Genomic DNA, 14362 nt, shown 5'->3' on the forward strand with positions numbered 1-14362 from the left:
ATGGCGCGGATGAACATGATCCAGGCGATCAATTCAGCGATGGACCAGACGTTGCGGGACGATCCGTCGGTCGTGGTGTTCGGGCAGGACGTCGGCTTCTTCGGCGGGGTATTTCGCGCCACCGACAAGCTTCAGGAGCGTCACGGACTGACGCGGGTGTTCGACGCGCCCATCGCCGAGGGCGGGATCGTCGCGGTGGCCGTTGGAATGGGCGCCTACGGCATGCGTCCGGTGGTCGAGATCCAGTTTGCCGATTATATCTACCCCGCTGCCGACCAGCTGATCTCCGAAGCGGCGCGCCTGCGTTATCGCACCGCCGGCGAATGGTGGGCACCGCTGACGGTGCGCGCCCCTTATGGCGGCGGGATTTTCGGGGGCCAGACGCATAGCCAGTCTCCCGAGGGGATATTCACGCATGTCGCGGGGCTCAAGACGGTGATCCCCTCGACACCCTATGATGCCAAGGGCCTGCTGATCGCGGCGATCGAGGACGACGACCCGGTACTCTTTTTCGAACCGAAGCGCCTTTATAACGGTCCCTTCGACGGCCATCACGATCGTCCGGTGAAACCCTGGTCCGACCATCCCGCGAGCGAGGTGCCCGAGGGGCATTACACCGTCCCGCTCGGGAAGGCGGCCGTGGTGCGCGAAGGCGGCGAGGTTACCGTCCTCGCATATGGAACGATGGTGCATGTCGCGCTCGCCGCTTCCGACGATAGCGGAATCGACGCCGAGGTGATCGACCTGCGTACGCTGGCTCCGCTCGACCTAGATACGATCAGGGAGTCGGTCGAAAAGACGGGATGCTGCGTGATCGCCCACGAGGCTACGCTGACCTGCGGCTTCGGGGCCGAGCTCGCCGCTCTCGTGCAGGAACATTGCTTCTATCATCTCGAAGCCCCGGTCGAGCGGGTAGCCGGGTGGGATACGCCCTATCCGCATGCCTTCGAATGGCACTATTTCCCCGGGCCGGACAGGATCGCCGCAGCGATGCGGCGCGCGACAAGCCGATGAGCGATATCTACGAATTCAAACTTCCCGATATCGGCGAAGGGACCGCCGAAGCCGAGTGCGTCGGATGGCATGTAGCGATCGGCGATCGCGTCGAGGAGGATCAGCCGCTCATCGACGTGATGACCGACAAGGCCACCGTCGAGGTAACATCGCCGGTGACGGGCGTCGTTACCGAGCGCCGGGGCGAGGAAGGCGAAATGCTGCGTGTGGGCAGCGTCATTCTCGTCCTGGCGATCGGGGAAGCCGTCGGGGAGGCGACGGCTTGCGACCCGGTCGAAGCGGCGCAGGTCACCGATACGCTCGCGGCGAAGACGGTCGAACCTGCCGCCGAACGCGCCGCCGGCGGCGGCGGGCACGGCCGCGTCCTCACAACGCCCGCGGTTCGGCGCCGCGCGAAGGAGCTCGGGGTCGATCTGTCGCTCGTCCGGCCGTCGGGGCCCAAGGGACGCGTTCGACAAGCCGACCTCGATGCCTATCTCGATGGCAGGCGGGTACCCGCGCGGGCCTTGAAGGACGATACGCCCGCCGCCGAGCCGGGCGATCCCGATTTCGACGAGATCCCGATCATCGGGCTTCGTCGGCGGATCGCGGAGCGGTTGCAGGATACGAAGCGGCGGATTCCGCATTTCTCCTATATCGAAGAGGTGGATGTCGGCGCCCTCGAACGGCTTCGCGCGGAGATCAACGCCGAGGCGTCTTCCGGCCGTCCGCGTTTGACTCTCCTGCCGTTCCTTGTTCGCGCCTTGGTGCGGACACTTCCCGAATTTCCGCAGATGAATGCGCTCTACGACGACGCAGCCGGCGTCGTGAGGCGCTACCATGCGGCCCATATCGGTATTGCGACCCAAACCGACGCGGGGCTTGTGGTCACTGTCCTGCGCAACGCCGGGGCGCGCGATCTCCCGGAAACCGCGCTCGAGATCGCCCGCCTAAGCGAGGCGGCGCGCGCCGGCCGCGCTAGCCGTAGCGAACTTGGCGGGTCGACGATCACGATCAGCAGTCTGGGTCCGCTCGGCGGCGTGGCCACGACACCGGTCATCAACAGTCCCGAGGTCGCCATCCTCGGGGTCAACAAGATGGTCGAGCGCCCGGTCGTGCGCGAGGGCCGCGTCGAAGTCGCGAAGATGATGAATCTCTCCGCCTCCTTCGACCACCGCGTCGTGGACGGTTGGGACGCGGCGCTGTTCGTTCAGCGTATCAAAGCCTATCTCGAGACGCCCGCACGGCTCTTCATGACATGAACCGGCCGACGGCGAGCGTGCCGGCTGTCGCGGCAAGGCGCGCCGCGCTTGCTCGCGTTCAGGAATGGCCGAGCCGCGTCAGACTGCCATAGACGAGCGCGCGCAGTTCGCGCCGGATCGGATAGGCCGCGGACGGCAGCAACTGGGTCATGAAGGTGACGCAAAGCGCCTCGGCGGGGTCGACCCAGAAAACCGTCGAAGCCATGCCGCCCCAATGCATTTCGCCGGGGCTGCAAAGCATGCCGGTGCGAACCGGATCGGTGACGACCGCCACGCCCAGCCCGAAGCCCATGCCGGCATAGAGCGCTTCGGAGTAGGCGGAGCGCGACAGGGCGGCGATATCGCGGCCGCCCGGCAAATGGTTGCTGCCCATGAGACGGACGGTCAGAGGCGAGAGAATCCGCGCGTCGCCGAGCGCGCCGCCGCCCGCGAGCATCAGCGCGAAGCACATATAGTCGTGCGCGGTCGAGACGAGACCGCCGCCACCTGAAAAGAAGGTAGGCGGGGCGAGATAGGGGCTCGAAGCGGGTTCGTCGTGCAACGCCAGCGTCCCGTCGGGCAAGCGCCGGTAGCTCGCCGCGAACCGGCGCGCCTGATCGCTGCGTACCGTGAAACCCGTATCGGCCATGCCCAGCGGCGCGAATATCTCCTCGCGCATAAAACGATCGAGCGGGCGGCCGCCGACCCGCTCGACGATAAATCCCAATATGTCGGTGGCTATCGAATAGTTCCACGCCGAGCCCGGGACGAAATCGAGCGGAATATCGGCCAGCGCCGCGATCGTTTCATCCGATGTGAGGGCGCCATGGGGTTCGCCGATTGCGCGGTCCCTGTAAGCGGCATCGACTGCCGTCTTGTTCTGAAAGCCATAGGTCAGCCCTGCGGTGTGACGGAACAGGTCGACGATCCGCATCGGCCGCTCGGCTGCCGCTGCCTGCCAGCTGCCGGCCTCTCCCGAAACACGGACGCCGAGGTCGCTCCATTCGGGAATGTGGAGCGCAACGGGGTCGTCGAGCGACAGGAGCCCGCGCTCGATCAGGATCAGCGCCGCGACGCATGTCACCGGCTTGGTCATCGAGTAGATGCGATAGACCGCGTCGTCGGGAAGCGGTGTGCCGCGCGCGAGATCGAGCGAACCCCAACATCCGTCGAACAGGATTTCGCCATGACGGGCGATCAGGAGCTGCGCGCCGGCAAGGCGTCCGGAATCGATATAACGATCGACCAAGTGGCGCTCGAGCAGGCGGAGGCGGTCCGCCGCCACGCCAAGTTCGCGCAAGTGGCCCGCCACGGTGATTTCAGGATGCCAGGCGCGTAGATGCCGCGTCCTGCCGGCGCGGCGAGCCGAGCGTCTCGCGCGCGCGTAGCGTGAGGTACCAGCACAAAAGCTCGCGATGGCTGGCAATCTGGAGACGCCGGTAAGCCCGCTTGCGGTACGTCATTACGCTCTCGTTGCCGATGCCGAGTTCCAGCGCGATGCCGGTCGTTGTCTGTCCGTAGAGAATACGCGCGCACACCTGGGCTTCGCGCGGTGACAATTGCTCGGGCGCCGCGGCGATATGATGGTCGATTTCGTCGAGGTCGGTGATCGCGTGCGCCATGCGTTCCTGCCGGATCAGCGTGTCGGCGTGCTTCCAGCTGAGCGTCAGGAGCAGCTTCGCGCGCGACGCGACAGCCGCCACTCCGTCCCGGTCGAAGCTGCGGGTGGCTTCCAGGCCGAGTGCGATATCCCCGCGGTCCTCGGCGCTGCGGAGAAGGATCTGGCGATAGCCTTGGCTGCCCGGAGGCGCGGAATAGGCGACCGACGGATCGATATGGAGCGTGAGGCCGGTATCCACGGTCACCGGCCGGACATGGCCGCGGCCGATCGGCGCGTTCGAGGCCGAGACGAGAGGGACGAAGCCCTTGTCACGAAAGACGAGCACCGCGCAGGATGCGAGGTCGATGTCGCGTTCGAGCAGATACAGCATCTCCTCGGCGAAACCGGGGGTGCCGATCGAAAGGACGAGATCGGTTATGTCGCCATCCCCGCGAGATTCCCTGCGAGCGCTTGCCGGTTCCATCGAAAGCATCCTTCCTCATCCTGTTATGGCGAGAAGGTGCGTTGCGCCGCTGCCGGGGTCCAATATTAAGATTCTCTGACATAAGAGCCTAAACATTGGCCGCCGGGTTCAATCGTTGAATGCCGTCGCGTTACGCCCGCCATCGACGATCAGCGTCTCGCCCGAGATCGCAGCAGCATGATCGGAAGCGAGGAAAATTGCGGCGTCGGCAATCGCTTCGGGGCGGGCGAGCGCGCCGAGCGGGGTAGAACGAAGCCGCTCTTGGATTCGCGCCTCGCCCACCTTGCGCCGGGCTGCTTCAGTGTCGACGAAGCCGGGCGCGATCGCGTTGACCCGGATACCTGCCGGACCCAGTTCGGCGGCAAGATGGCGCGTCATCGCATCGACCGCGCCCTTGGCAGCGCCGTAAAGAAGGCTGGAGCGCGCACCTCGAAAGGCCGCGACCGAGGAGAGGTTGACGATGCTGGCACCGCGGCCGAGCGTGGGAAGCGCGGCCTGCACGCTCCACAATATGCCTCCCACGGCGCTCGCCAGCAGCCGGTCGAAATGCGCCTGCTCGATTTCGGCCAGCTCGCCGTACCGCATCCAGATCGCGCAATGCACCATGATATCGACGCCGCCTGCGAGCTCGATCGCGCGCGAGATGGCGGCATGGCCCCCCTCACGCGTCGCGATGTCGCCGGCGACAAGAGGGAAGCCTGCGTCTCCGTCGGTCCGATAGTCGATGCCGACCACCCGGGCGCCCGCACACGTCATCCGGCGTGCGATCACGCTGCCGATCCCGCCTGTCGCTCCGGTGACGATTGCCCGCCGGCCGTGCAACAGGCCCTGCACCTTCAGGCTACCAGCTTGCGGCCGATGATCATGCGGTGGATGTCGTTCGTCCCCTCGATGATCTGGTTGAGCTTCGCATCGCGCATCATGCGCTCGACGGGGAAATCTTTCGAATAGCCGTAGCCGCCCAATATCTGCACCGCATCGGCAGTGACTTCCATCGCCCGGTCGGTGACGAAGCATTTGCTCATCGAGGCGAGCATGGTCACCTCGTCACCGGCGCCCGCATCGAGCGCCTCGGTGCATTCGTAGAGCAGTGCCCGCGACGCCGCGACCTTCATCGCCATCTCCGCGAGACGGAACTGAACCCCCTGGAAATGCCCGACCGGCTTTCCGAATTGCCGGCGTTCCTTCACATAGGCTTGCGAAACGTCGAGGGCGCCCTGCGCAAGTCCGAGCGAGGAGGCGGCAATCGTCGGCCGGTTGAGGTCGAGAACCTTCATGCACGCCTTGAAGCCATGGCCTTCTTCCCCGATCCGGCAGTCGGCGGGGATACGCATGTCCTCGAAAAGCAGCTCGTCGCTGGGGGCACCGTGCCGTCCCATCTTGCGCTCGCGAATCCCGACGCGGAAGCCCGGCGTGCGGGTATCGACGAGGAAGGCGCTGAGGCTGGCGTGCGTCGGTTCGTCGGCGGTCTTCGCGATAAGCAGGATGTAATCGGCCATACCGCCCCAGGTGATCCATGTCTTCTGGCCATTGACGACATAGTCGTCGCCGTCGCGCCGCGCCCGGGTGGCGATGGCGGTGAGGTCCGATCCGGCCTGCGGTTCGGTCATCGCGATCGCGGTGATCAGGCGCCCACGGGCTGCCTCGGTCAGATATTTTTGCTTCTGGGCCTCGGTGCCGAGGGCAAGGACCGGAAGAATGAGGCCGATCGAATTATTGGCGCACAGCGTCGAGGCGGCGAGCGAATATTTCGCGATCTCTTCTTTCGCGAGACACACGAGCGTCAGGCTGCCGCCAGGACCGCCATATTCCTCGGGAACCCAGAGCTGAAGCAGCCCCATGTCGCCGAACTTCTCGATCAGATCGCGCGGAATCTCGTCGTCCTCGTCGATCCGGCCCGCGATGGGAGCGATCTCCTTCTCGGCGAACCGCCGGATGCTGTCCTGGAACGCCCGCTGCTCTTCTGTAAACCGCATTCGATCCTCTGCCCTATGTTTGTCTGTGGAAATCGGTAAGGGCGCGGGTGCGCCGCGTCCAATATGATCTTGCGCATAGGACGAGATGCTGCGCCTATCGTGCGCGCCCGCTCGTCAGGCGGGCGGCAAACGACCGCCGAGCTCGTCGATCTGGCTTGCGACGGCGCTGGTGGCCGCTTCGATGAACGGTGCGAGCACATGCGAATGCACGTCGCCCCGGTAGGCGAGCTGACAGAGGGTGGTGGGGAGTGGCTCGGTGACGGGGCGATAGGCTATCGCGCTGAAACGGATTCCGCGCACCGAGGCGGGAACCAGCGATATGCCGAGCCCCGCTCCAACGAGGCTCAGCAGCGCCGACATGTCGGCGACCTCCTGCGCGATCGTGAATGGAATGTCGCGCTCGATCAGCGCGCTCAGCACGCGCATGCCGTAAAGCCGGCTCAGCGAAGGCGAAATGACGATGAGCGGAAATTCCGCGATGTCCTGCAGCGTCACGCTATCCTTTTGCGCGAGCGGATGGTTTGCCGGCAGGGCCGCGACGAAACTTTCCTCGAACAGCGAAACCGTGGCGACATTTGGCGCCATAACGGGGCCGCGCAGCAGTCCGACGTCGATCTCGCCAGCGGCGAGCGCGTCGAGCTGCTGCGCGATGGTCATCTCGGCGAGCTGGATCGTGACATGCGGCCTTACTGCCGCGAAATTGTGAAGGGCGTGCGGGATGACGGTATAGATGGCGGAATAGATCGCGCCGATGCGGATCAGGCCGCGCTCTCCGCGGGCGATTTCGCCGATCAGCGAGGCGGCGCGATCGGTGTCGTTGAGCAGCCGGTGGGCATAGGGCACCAGCGCTTCGCCCGCCTCGGTCAATGCAACGGCGCGATTGGTGCGCAGGAACAGCTTGGCGCCGAGCTCGCGCTCGAGATTGCCGATCTGCTGGCTGAGCGGCGGCTGGGCGATGCCGATCCGTTCGGCGGCGCGCGTGAAATTCAGCTCTTCGGCGACGGCGAGAAAATAACGCAGCTGCCGCAGCTGGATGCGCGGTGATGCGATGCGGCTGCCGTCATGCGACTTGTCGGACACGGGCTTCTTCCCTGCGGGAACGGATGCTCGCGTCAGCATGAAAGCTCGGGGCGGGGCATGCAAGCCTCCTTCGAATGTCGCGCGGTCAGGCCGCCGGCGCTTCGAGGCCGAAGGCGGCGAGCACTTCCTCGCGGTCCTCGTCGAGTCCCGACACATAGGGCTGGACCTGCACCCGCGAACGCGACATCCGAAACGGCAGGTTCGGAATCTTGAAACGCCCGTCGCGGTCGCGCACTTCCGCCATCGTTCCAAGATCGGCGAGCAGCGGGTCGGCCAACGCCTCCTTGACGGTCTTGTAGCGCGAACAAGGCACGCCGCCGCCGTTGAGCAATCGCTCGCAGCTCGCGCTGTCGCGCCCGCTCGTCCAGCCTTCCATCAGCTCGTAGAGCGTCGCCCAGTTGCGGTGACGCTCGCCCGTCGTGGCGAAACGCGGGTCCGACAGCCATTCCTCATGCCCCATCGCCGCGCAGACATTCTCGAAATTGCGCTGCGAAGTCGGCGTGACCATCACAAAACCGTCGCTCGTCTTCAGCGGGCGGAACAGCGGCCGCACTTCGCGCGCCGGAAACTGGGCTTCCTGGACCTCGTACACCATGAGCTGGAACATCGATTCGAGCAGCGTCACGTCGATATATTGGCCTTCCCCGGTCTCGCGCCGATGGTAGAGGGCGGCAAGGATGGAAGAAAAGGCATAGCTTGCGCCGAGCGCGTCGGCGACGAACAGCATGCTGTTGGGCGGCCTCGAGCCCACATCCTGATAGCCCATGAATGCTAGATCGTAACCCGAGGCAGCCTGGACGATCTGCGCGAAAGCAGGGCGCTTCGCGCCGGCCCCCGAGACGCCGTAGCCCGAGACCGAACAGTAGATGATGTCGGGGTTGATCGCCTTGACCGCCTCGTAGTCGAGGCCGAATTTCGCCATCACGCCGGGGCGGAAATTTTCGGCCAGCACGTCCGCTTCGGCAATAATCGCCCGGGCGATCGCGCGGTCCGCCTCCTGCTTGAGATCGAGGCAAATGCTCTTCTTGCCGGCGTTGATCTGGCCGAAATAGGCGCTCGATTCGCCGCGGATCGGCTGTCTGGTACGAATATAGTCGCCCTCGGGCGCCTCGATCTTGATGACGTCGGCTCCGAGATCCGCCATGTAGCGCGTGGCGAGGGGGCCGGCCATCATCGTCGTGAAATCGGCGACCTTGATATCGCCCAAAATGCCTTCGCGTCCGGCTCGCTCGTTCATGATCCCTCTTCCGATAATTCTGGTTGTGGGCGCGATGCTTCGCACCGCCATCGCGGCATGTCTAATATGATTGGCCTGTCCCCATGAGACGGCGAGCATATCAATCGGCGGGAATGTCCCCGCCCATGGGGACATTCACACCGCGTAAAAAAGCTAGAAACCCGATGCGAGAGCCGCAACAGGCCAGATATGGAGAGGGATATCTTATGAGCATTCGGACCAGGCGTGCGCAACTTGCAGGTGCATCGGCCATCCTTCTGATATTCACGAGCGGCGCCGCGCGCGCCCAGGCGAATCCCGCAATCGACCCCGCCGATGAAGCGATCGAAGCGGCGGCCGGCGCGGGGCCTTCCGACAGCGACATTATCGTCACCGCGGAACGCCGCGAAAGCCGCCTCCAGGAAACGCCGGTCGCGGTCTCGGTGATCGGCGGCGACGCGCTTCAGACGAAGCAGATCAACTCGGCGCTCGATATCGGGGCGGCGCTCCCGTCGGTGCAGATCGGCGAGGGCCTCGGCCAGCTTCGCATTTCCGTGCGCGGTATCGGTTTCACCGACCTGCGCGCGGGTGCGGAGGGGCGCATCGCCTTCTATGTCAACGGCGTCTACAACGGCCAGCCCTCGGCGCAGACCGGCAGCTTCTTCGATGTCGAACGTGTCGAGTTGCTGCGCGGGCCGCAGGGCACGCTGTTCGGCCGCAACGCGACAGGCGGCGCTTTCAACGTCACGACACGAATGCCGACGACCGAGACGTCCGGGTATCTCAATCTGACCGCGGGAAATTATGACACGCTCAACGCCGAAGGGGCGCTGAGCGGTGCGCTTTCGGATACGCTGAGCGCGCGCGTCGCCGTGAAGCTCGTCAACCATTCGGGCTACGGACGGAATCTCTATACGGGCACCTCGATCAACAACGCGCATACCCAGTCATTGCGCGCGACGTTGCGCTGGGAGCCGTCCGACCGTTTCGACGTGACGCTGATCGCCAATTACCACAATGAGGACGACCGCAACTATATGCCCTCGCAGTTCGGGCAAGCTCTGCCCGTGACGACGCTGATGGAGATTCCGCCCTTTTGCACGCCTGAAACCTATAGCGCCCCCGACTGCGTCCTGAGTTTTTCCCGCGACACGACGTCGCGCTACGAGAACAGCAACCGCCGGTGGCAAAAGGGGGTGAGCCTCACAACCAATTACGAGCTCAACGACTGGCTCAGCCTCAAGTCGCTCTTCGCCGCCTCATTCTCCTATTACCGCCTCGTCCAAGGCAATTCGGGCTCGCCGGGCATCAGTCCGCGAAACAATTTCTATTCGCACAACGACCAATATACGGCGGAAATCCAGCTCCTGGGCGATCGCGGACCGTTGAGTTTCGTCGCGGGCGCCTTCTATTTCAACGACAAGACGACGCCTCGTTCGCTTACCGCGTTGCCGAGGGCAGCGTTCGTGCCCAATGTCGAAAATTATCTGGCGCAGGGATCGCACAGCCTCGCCACGCTTCTCACCCGCTCGGTTGCGCTATATGGTCAGCTCACCTACGAGGTGGCCGACGGCCTGTCGGTCACCGTGGGCGGGCGTTACACTTCCGAAAAGAAGCATAATCACGACAATTATCTCGGGACCAATTTCGTCACGCCCTTCCCGGCGCCCGGCGTCACCGGGGGACTCATCCTCAATCCGCCCAATCCCGGCTTCCCGAACGACCAGCATATAAACGTTTCGAAATTCAATCCGAAGGTCACGATCGACTATAAATTCTCGCCCGATATCTTCGGCTATGTAACCTATTCGCAGGGCTTCAAGAGCGGCGGGTTCAACTGGGGGCAGACCAATCCGCCTTACCCGGAAGAAAAGGTCGACAATTACGAGGCCGGCCTCAAGACGACCTTGTTCGGCGGCGACGCGACGGCGAATGTCGCGGCCTTCTATTACGACTATTCGAATATCCAGACGCAGGTCGTGGGCGTAGGCCCCGGAGTGTCGGGAGTGCTGACGCAAAGCGCCGGCGCCGCGACCATCAAGGGGGTCGAGCTCGAGGTTGGTGCCCGGCCGACGCGCAGCCTGCGCTTCGATGGTTCGCTCGCCGTGCTCGATGCGAAGTTCAAGGGCGATCTGACGACGGTGGATAACGACCGCCCGCAGCTGGGACCGCTCCGGCTCGCCGGCAACTGGGTCCAGGGCGCGCCGCGCTATACGATCAATGTCGGCGGCGAATATAGTTTCGATCTCCCCGATGGCACGCTTAGCTTCCGCGGCGAATATCGCCGCACGGGCAAGATCGACTGGAGCATCTTCAATCTGCCTACCTTGCGCACGCCCGCCTATGACGTCGGCAACCTGTTCCTCAACTACGAGGACGGAGACGGCAATTGGACGGCAGGGCTTTTCGTGCGCAATGTGGGCAATACGCTTGCCGCGACGACCTTGTTCAAGCAGGCGAACGCGCTCGGCGCCATGGCCAGCGGATCGGCGCTCGAGCCGCGGACCTACGGGGTCAATCTCGGGTACAAATTCTAGAATTGGGGCGGCATATGGGGCAGTTCATCAAGGCCGGGCGGGACGGGCATATCCTGACGATCACGCTCGACCGCCCCGAGGTTTTGAACGCGCTCCACGCCCCGGCCTGCCGCGAGCTCTCGGACCTCCTCGACGATTTCGGCCGCGACGACAGTCTCTGGATCGCGATCATCACCGGGGCGGGACGGGCCTTCTGCGCCGGGCATGACGTCAAGGACGGTTTTCACGACGCGATGCCCGAGACGGGCTGGGCGGGGCTTTCCCGGCGCTACGATCTGTTCAAGCCGCTGATCGCGGCGGTGAACGGTCCTGCCGCCGGTGGCGGCTGGGAAATCGCGCTCGCCTGCGACATTGTCGTCGCCGAGGAAGGGGCCACATTCTCATTGCCCGAAGCGAAGGTGGGCGCGGCGGCGACCGGCGGCGGTGCACGGCGCCTGCCGCAGCGCCTGTCCTGGCATCTCGCGATGGAACTGCTCCTGACCGGCAAACGGATCGATGCCGCCGAGGCGGCGCGACTCGGTCTCGTGAACGAGGTTGTGGGTCCGGGGCAAGCGCTGGAGGCCGCGCGGCGATATGCCGATGCGATGCTGGCCTGTGCACCGCTGTCGCTCCAGGCAACGAAACGCATCGCTCTCGCATCGCTCGAAAGCGAAGCGCGCGAGGTTCAGCATCTCGCAGCCGAACTCAACGAGCAGTTGAAGCGGACCGACGATAATCGCGAGGGCGTCGACGCGTTTGTCGCCAAGCGCCCGCCGCGGTGGCGCGGGCGCTAGGGCGTGGCTTCGCAACCATACCGAACTTGCTGCATGCCCGGCGACTCTTCGAAAAGGATGATAGAATGAGCAACGGCGGGATCGGCCCCCGTGAATTTCGCGCTGTCCTCGGGTGCTATCCGACCGGTGTATGCGTCATTACCGCACGGGACGGGGAGGGGCGGCGGCACGGGCTGGTCGTGGGATCCTTCACTTCGGTTTCGCTCGATCCGCCGCTGGTGGGTTTCTTTCCGGGCAAGCAATCCTCGACCTGGCGCGCCATCGAGACCGCGGGGCGGTTCTGCGTCAATGTTCTTGGCGCCGACCAGCTCGAAACCTGTCGTCGTTTCGCGCTCAAGGGCGAGGACAGGTTCGATGGTCTCCTCTGCGGAACCTCGCCGTCGGGCCAGCCCATTCTCGATAGCGCCGTGGCGTGGATCGACTGTTCGATCGACCGGGTCATCGAGGTCGGAGATCACTGGTTCGTCGTCGGCGCGGTCGAAGCTCTCGAGGCGGATGAGTGTGGCAAGCCGCTGCTCTTTTACCGCGGCGGCTATCACGACATGGCGACCAGGATCGATTGCTAACCGCCGGTCCGGCCCCTTAACTTATCTTCGAAGGAGCCGGGTCAGGTCGCGCACCGCGCCGCGCGCGGCGCTCGTGGTCATCGCGGCATAGGCCTGAAGTGCTACCGAAACCTTGCGCGGACGCGGCTTGGCGGGTTGCCAGGCGGCGTCGCCCTTGGCTTCCATCGCGGCGCGGCGTTCGGCGAGGACGCTGTCGGCGACCAGCAGGTTGATCGTGCGCTTCGGAATGTCGATCTCGATCAGGTCGCCATTCTCGACCAGCCCGATCGCGCCGCCTTCGGCCGCCTCGGGCGAAGCATGGCCGATCGACAATCCCGACGTACCGCCCGAAAAGCGGCCGTCGGTGACGAGCGCGCACGCCGCGCCCAGCCCCTTCGATTTGAGGTAGCTCGTGGGGTAGAGCATTTCCTGCATCCCCGGCCCGCCCTTCGGCCCCTCATAACGAATCACGACGACGTCGCCTGCCTCGACCTGCCCGGTCAGGATGGCCGCAACCGACGCGTCCTGGCTTTCGTAAACCTTGGCCGGCCCGGTGAATTTCAGGATGTTTTCGTCGACACCCGCGGTTTTCACGATGCAGCCGTCGAGCGCGATATTGCCCGACAGCACCGCCAGCCCGCCGTCCTGGCTGAAGGCATGCTCGGCTGACCGGATCACGCCCGCCTCGCGGTCGAGGTCGAGATCGTCCCAGCGCCGGTCCTGGCTGAACGCGGTCTGCGTCGGTATGCCGCCCGGCGCTGCCATGAAAAATTTCTGCACCTCGGGATCGTTCGTGCGGGCGACATCCCATTTGTTCAGCGCATCTCCCAGCGTCGCGCTGTGCACCGTCGGCAAATGCGCGTGGAGCAGCCCCGCGCGCTCGAGCTGGCCGAGGATCGCCATGATCCCGCCCGCGCGGTGGACGTCCTCCATATGCACGTCGCTTTTTGCAGGGGCGACCTTCGACAGGCAGGGAACGCGCCGCGACAGCCGGTCGATATCCTCCATCGTGAAATCGACCCCCGCCTCGAACGCGGCGGCGAGCAGGTGCAGCACCGTATTGGTCGATCCGCCCATCGCGATGTCCAGGCTCATCGCATTTTCGAACGCCTCGAACGTCGCGATATTGCGCGGCAGCACGCTGTCGTCGTCTTCCTCATAATGGCGGCGGCACATTTCGACGACGATCCGGCCCGCGCGCAGGAACAGTTCCTTGCGGTCGGCGTGCGTCGCCAGCGTCGATCCATTGCCGGGCAGCGACAACCCCAGGGCCTCGGTGAGGCAGTTCATCGAATTGGCGGTGAACATGCCCGAGCACGACCCGCACGTCGGGCACGCCGAACGCTCGATCGCGGTGACTTCCTCGTCGGTATATTTCTCGTCGGCCGCGGCGACCATCGCATCAACGAGGTCGAGCGCGACTTCCTTGCCCTTCAGCACCACCTTGCCGGCCTCCATCGGCCCGCCCGACACGAACACCACCGGGATATTGATGCGCAGCGCCGCCATCAACATACCCGGCGTGATCTTGTCGCAGTTCGAGATGCACACCATAGCGTCGGCGCAATGCGCATTGACCATATATTCGACGCTGTCGGCGATCAGATCGCGGCTCGGCAGCGAATAGAGCATGCCGTCATGCCCCATCGCGATCCCGTCATCGACCGCGATCGTGTTGAATTCCTTGGCGACCCCGCCCGCCGCCTCGATCTCGCGCGCGACCATCTGGCCGAGGTCCTTGAGATGGACGTGGCCGGGCACGAACTGGGTGAAGCTGTTGACCACCGCGATGATCGGCTTGCCGAAATCATCGTCCTTCATCCCCGTCGCACGCCAGAGGCCGCGCGCGCCCGCCATATTGCGGCCATGGGTCGTAGTGCGCGAACGATAAGAAGGCATGGGACCTCGGACTTCTTC

General features: G+C 64.7%; 12 protein-coding genes. 5 read left to right on the forward strand and 7 right to left on the reverse strand.

The genetic code is table 11. The features are described from left to right. A complete protein-coding gene (locus tag QZL87_RS03055) occupies positions 1 to 1014 on the forward strand; it encodes an alpha-ketoacid dehydrogenase subunit beta (RefSeq protein WP_362988480.1) in 1014 nt (337 codons plus the stop codon). Continuing rightward, positions 1011 to 2255 carry a dihydrolipoamide acetyltransferase family protein gene (locus QZL87_RS03060; RefSeq protein ID WP_295323600.1) on the forward strand — a complete coding sequence of 415 codons (1245 nt, stop codon included), beginning with the start codon at positions 1011 to 1013 and terminating at the stop codon, positions 2253 to 2255. The genes QZL87_RS03055 and QZL87_RS03060 overlap by 4 nt, the downstream gene beginning before the upstream one ends. A gap of 58 nt (positions 2256 to 2313) precedes the next feature. Here the strand turns inward: QZL87_RS03060 and QZL87_RS03065 are convergent, their stop codons facing one another. The 6 genes from QZL87_RS03065 to QZL87_RS03090 form a co-directional block, all read right to left on the reverse strand. Next, positions 2314 to 3519, reverse strand: a complete 1206-nt coding sequence (locus tag QZL87_RS03065; RefSeq protein ID WP_295323603.1) for a serine hydrolase domain-containing protein — start codon at positions 3517 to 3519, stop codon at positions 2314 to 2316. Positions 3520 to 3553: 34 nt separating this feature from the next. After that, positions 3554 to 4318: a LuxR C-terminal-related transcriptional regulator gene (locus tag QZL87_RS03070; RefSeq protein WP_295323606.1), complete on the reverse strand. Its 765-nt coding sequence runs from the start codon at positions 4316 to 4318 to the stop codon at positions 3554 to 3556. Between the two features lie 108 nt (positions 4319 to 4426). Further along, positions 4427 to 5152, reverse strand: coding sequence for an SDR family oxidoreductase (locus tag QZL87_RS03075; RefSeq protein ID WP_295323608.1), 726 nt, complete (start codon positions 5150 to 5152; stop codon positions 4427 to 4429). A 2-nt stretch (positions 5153 to 5154) separates the two neighbouring features. Then, complete coding sequence (locus QZL87_RS03080) at positions 5155 to 6294, reverse strand: acyl-CoA dehydrogenase family protein (protein WP_295323611.1); 1140 nt, start codon at positions 6292 to 6294, stop codon at positions 5155 to 5157. 114 nt (positions 6295 to 6408) lie between these two features. Then, positions 6409 to 7374: a LysR substrate-binding domain-containing protein gene (locus QZL87_RS03085; RefSeq protein WP_295323614.1), complete on the reverse strand. Its 966-nt coding sequence runs from the start codon at positions 7372 to 7374 to the stop codon at positions 6409 to 6411. A gap of 85 nt (positions 7375 to 7459) precedes the next feature. Further along, the gene (locus QZL87_RS03090) at positions 7460 to 8611 is read right to left on the reverse strand and encodes a CoA transferase (RefSeq protein WP_295323617.1); all 1152 of its coding nucleotides are present in this window, start codon (positions 8609 to 8611) and stop codon (positions 7460 to 7462) included. Positions 8612 to 8817: 206 nt separating this feature from the next. On the opposite strand from QZL87_RS03090, the gene QZL87_RS03095 reads away from it, so the two are divergent. From QZL87_RS03095 to QZL87_RS03105, 3 genes are all read left to right on the forward strand, one after another. Further along, entirely contained in the window at positions 8818 to 11127 is a 2310-nt protein-coding gene (locus QZL87_RS03095) for a TonB-dependent receptor (protein WP_295323620.1), read from the forward strand. Positions 11128 to 11141: 14 nt separating this feature from the next. Continuing rightward, the gene (locus QZL87_RS03100) at positions 11142 to 11900 is read left to right on the forward strand and encodes an enoyl-CoA hydratase-related protein (protein WP_295323622.1); all 759 of its coding nucleotides are present in this window, start codon (positions 11142 to 11144) and stop codon (positions 11898 to 11900) included. A gap of 65 nt (positions 11901 to 11965) precedes the next feature. Next, on the forward strand, positions 11966 to 12466 hold the full coding sequence (locus tag QZL87_RS03105; RefSeq protein WP_295323624.1) for a flavin reductase family protein: 501 nt from the start codon (positions 11966 to 11968) through the stop codon (positions 12464 to 12466). A gap of 21 nt (positions 12467 to 12487) precedes the next feature. On the opposite strand, the gene ilvD is transcribed toward QZL87_RS03105, so the two are convergent. Then, on the reverse strand, positions 12488 to 14344 hold the full coding sequence (gene ilvD, locus QZL87_RS03110; RefSeq protein ID WP_295323627.1) for a dihydroxy-acid dehydratase: 1857 nt from the start codon (positions 14342 to 14344) through the stop codon (positions 12488 to 12490). Between the last annotated feature and the right edge of the window lie 18 nt (positions 14345 to 14362).

The organism is uncultured Sphingopyxis sp. (assembly GCF_900078365.1).
GTDB lineage: Bacteria > Pseudomonadota > Alphaproteobacteria > Sphingomonadales > Sphingomonadaceae > Sphingopyxis.